We start from the raw sequence: 3788 nt of genomic DNA on the forward strand, positions 1-3788 counted from the left end.
GAGCACCAGGATCACGGCCTGGCGGAAGACCATCTCCAGCAGGTAGCCGATCGCGGCCGGGATGATCCCGAACACGCTCACGATGCCCAGCACGACCGACCGCGCGCTGCCGTCGACCTGATCGCCCAGGTCGGGTGGGGTGTCGGTGAAGACCTTCCCGAGCTTGGCGCCGTCGAGGATGCCGACGAAGTTGTCCGAGGCCAGGCCCTTCTGCAGCAGCAGCTGGGTCAGCCCGTCAGCCCCGCCGAGCAGGACCGTGACCACGCCCAGGCTCAGCGCGCAGGCAACGCCGAACGCGACCGGGCCGGATGCGACGCGCCAGAACCCGACCCCACCGCGCAGGACGGTGACGGCGAGCTGCCAGAAGAACAGCCCGAGCGCGACCGCGCCGGCGATCCACAGCAGCGTCGGCCACACCGTCGAGAACGGCGCCCCTGCTGCGGGCCTGCCGTCGGCCCCGGCGAGGTTGGTGTTGAAGGCGAGCAGCCCGTCGACCAGCTCCAACGCGGTGCGCAGCAGCCACACCGACGCCGACCAGATCGCCTGCATGATCGAGTCGAGGATCGTGTTGAACGCCGATGAGATGAGGTCCTCGGGGCCGGGGATACCGAGGATGGCAGGCGCTACCAGCGAGGCGGGCATCAGCTGGTCCGCAGCGGTATGTAGCCGGCGCCGAAAGCCTCGTCGGTGCCGGGCCACGCGACCGGCGCTTGGGCGGCCTGGGCTCCGGGGGCGATCTGCCAGTTCTGGCCGTTCCAGCGCATGGCCTGGCAATCGCCACCGCCGGCAGTGATGGGGGTGCCGTTGGCCATGATCGTGGCCTCGCCCAGCACGCAGACGACGGCGTAGCGCCCGCCGTCGGTCGTGCCCTTGATCAGACCGGCCAGCGGTGTGTAGGTCAGCGACAGGCTGGAGACGACGCCCTGTTTGGGCAGACGCCCAGCTTGTCGGAAGGCCATCAGAGTCCGGTGCATGACGCTGGAATCGACCTGCGGTGCGCCCGGCGCGGCGATCGAGTTGTAGGCCAGTTCGTAGGCCTGCGGGTCTGCTCCTTGCAGCCCGACGCGGGTCAGCTCCGCGAGCTGGGCCAGCGCCCCCTCCGGGGTCGGCGGGAACTCGTCAGCGAGTACGTCATTGCGTCCACCCGCAGGCGGCAGGGTGATCAGCGCATCGGGTTCCCGGGTGCTCAGGGCATGCGGCTGCGCGGCTTCCTCGGGCAGCAGTGGCATCGGGCGGGTGGCCAGGGCGGTCTCCGCGGCCAGGTCCCAGCCCGGCTCGACCGATGCCGGAGCGCCGGGCAGGCCCGGGTCGGGGTCTTTGCCCAGCCCGAGGATCACCGCGACGAGCCCGATGAGCAGCAGCATCGCCAGCGCCCCCAGGCTCGCCAGCAACAGCCCACCCCGGCCCCGCTGCCGCGGCTGTGAGTCGGGGGCGGTGACCGGGGACCCGGGGCCGGGCGGCGTCGGGAACGGTGAGCTGGGAGTGGGGCGGGTCGGCTCGTCGGGGGAGAACGGGGCCCCGTTGGGGTTCATCGTCGTCGCCGCGGGTCAGGCGTTGCCGGCGATGGTGGACAGCAGCACGTAGCCGATGGCGTAGAGGAACGCCGACCCGACCGAGGCGAAGATGGTGATCGCGCCCATCCGCCCGAAGCGGTGGTGATCAGCGATCCGGCCGCCGGCGAACATCGCCACCCCGGCGAAGAAGCCGAGCACGATGGCCGCCCCGGCCCCCCACTTCACGTACCCGATGACCTGGGTGATCTTGTCCGCGCCCGGCGGGGCCGTCGCCCCGGGATTGGGGATCTGGGCCGGCAGCGGGATTTGGGCCGGCAGCGTGCTCATCCAGCGCAGGGTGTGGTCGGCCAGGGCCAACGTGAGGGTCATCGGGGTGCCTTTCGGGAACGGGAGGCAGGCGGGGGGAGCAGGTTCCAGCGGGTCAGCAGGGGTGCGAGCGCGTCGAGGAGCCGGTCGGGCAGCAGCTCGGGGGTCACCCCGGCGACGAGCACGTCGTCGTCGTGGGGCAGGAAGACCGCGGTCTCGGTCATCGGCTCCAGCCGGCGCCCGGCCGCGCCCACGACCCCGGCGGGCCAGCGTTTCGCGCCGACCACGACCAGCTGGTACGGGTAGGTCGCGGCGCCGACGTTGACCCAGGGCTCGAGGCGGGCGAGGACCTGTTCGGCGTGGCGCAGCGAGGGGCGGGTCGGGCGGACCACCAGCAGCGGGCGCTGCGCCGGGGTGCCGAGCCGTAACCAGCCGCCGGCACCGGCCAGCGGGCTGGCCGCGGCGCGCCAGCCGTCGTGGCCGACATCGACCACGGTGACGTGCAGGGGGTCGACCTCGGGCAGCCACTGCGGCGGCGGCGGGACCATCCCCGGGGTGATCACCGGCAGGGTTGACTCCAGCCGGGCGAGCAGGGCTTGGCCGCGCCAGGAGTAGCGCAGCGACAGATCCGGGGTGAGCGTCGAGGTCCACGGGCCCTCGGCCTCGGCGGCCGCGGCGAGCCCGGAGCGGGCCGGGTCCGCGGCGTCGATGAGCAGCACGCACTTGCCTGCCAGCTGCAGGAGGTCGGCGATCGCTGCGGCGACCACGGATGCCCCGGCGCCCGGGGAGCCGGCCACGACCGGGATCAGTGCGCCGAACCCGGCCCAGCTCACCGGCTCGACCGCCCCGGGTGGCAGGTCCAGCGCGGTCATGGCGGCCGCGGCGCCCCCCATTCGCGCCGCGACCGCCCCCACGTCACCGCCCTGGCCCGTGGCCGCGCAGCGGGCCGCGGCGGCCGCGGCTTCAGCGAGATCGACCTGGTCGATCCGGGTCTGCCCCGCTCCAGCTCGGGCCGCGCGCTCGAGGTCGGCGACGAACTCCGCCACCGTCCCCGGCCGCTGCGGGCCCGGCCCCGCGGCTGCCTGACCGGGGTGGTGTCCGGTGACTGTCACGACAGACCGAGCTTGCGAGAACAGGCGGGCCAGGCCGAATAGCCGCCACGGTCTGCCTTGACCTTCTCCGCTACCGCGATCTGCTGCTCACGGCTGGCCTGGTCCGCGCTCGGCGCGTACTGGTCGCCGCCGTAAGCCCGCCACGTGGAGGTGTCGAACTGGAGGCCGCCTTCGTAGCCGTTGCCAGTGTTGATCGTCCAGTCGCCGCCGCTCTCACACTTCGCGAGCTGGTCCCACGTGGTGTTCGTGCTGGTCGTGGCATCCGAGCCGGACTGCGTGTCGCCGCCCTGGGCACCGGCAGTCGCCGCGTCATCCGAGGTTCCCTGGTCCTGCGGTCCCTGCTGGTCCTTCGACTTCCCGTCGTCCTGCGCGTCCTGGTCCTGGTCGTCGGAGCTCTGCTCGTCGTCCGCGCCCTGCTGACCGCTGCCCGCGTCCTGAGCACTTTCCTGAGCACTGTCCTGGTCGCTGTCGTCCCGGTCGCTGTCCTGGTCACGGTCGGCGTCCGCGCCGCCAGCGCTCGATGAGGTGTCCGCCCCCGCGGTCGTGCCGGTGGTGTTGGTGCCGGTGGTGTTCGTGTTCGTGCTGTTCGTGGTGTCGGACGGCTGGCCGCGGCCCGTGATGCCCTGGGCAGCGAGCTGCTCGGAGAGGTTGCGCGCGACCGGGTCGTCTCCTGCGGCGGACAACTCGTCGGCCAACGTCTGGGCCTTCGCCTCCCACGCCTGCGCGCCGTCGCCGCGGCCGCCGGTGGACGTCGTGTCGGTCGCGGCCCCCGAGCCGGAGGAGCCGTCGCCCGCGTGGCTGTTGTCTTGGGCCGTGGTGTCGCCACCGGTGGTGGTGTCGCTGCCTCCCCGGCCGG

Annotated in this window: 4 protein-coding genes and 1 pseudogene; all 5 read right to left on the reverse strand. The window is 73.1% G+C overall.

Annotated elements, in window-relative coordinates; genetic code table 11:
* Nucleotides 1-642 (reverse strand): annotated as a pseudogene (locus tag TOK_RS27760) (hypothetical protein); the annotation flags it as partial.
* Complete coding sequence (locus tag TOK_RS27765) at nt 642-1532, reverse strand: hypothetical protein (RefSeq protein WP_098960958.1); 891 nt, start codon at nt 1530-1532, stop codon at nt 642-644. The gene TOK_RS27765 and the pseudogene TOK_RS27760, both read right to left, overlap by 1 nt.
* 15 nt (nt 1533-1547) lie before the next feature.
* Complete coding sequence (locus TOK_RS27770) at nt 1548-1883, reverse strand: hypothetical protein (protein ID WP_098960959.1); 336 nt, start codon at nt 1881-1883, stop codon at nt 1548-1550.
* Nucleotides 1880-2932, reverse strand: a complete 1053-nt coding sequence (locus tag TOK_RS27775; RefSeq protein ID WP_253258682.1) for a hypothetical protein — start codon at nt 2930-2932, stop codon at nt 1880-1882. The genes TOK_RS27770 and TOK_RS27775 overlap by 4 nt, the downstream gene beginning before the upstream one ends.
* Nucleotides 2929-3788 (reverse strand): transglycosylase family protein (locus TOK_RS27780; RefSeq protein WP_141566586.1); only part of this gene is annotated, 860 nt, incomplete at its 5' end. The genes TOK_RS27775 and TOK_RS27780, both read right to left, overlap by 4 nt.

Source organism: Pseudonocardia sp. N23 (genome assembly GCF_002583555.1).
GTDB lineage: Bacteria > Actinomycetota > Actinomycetes > Mycobacteriales > Pseudonocardiaceae > Pseudonocardia.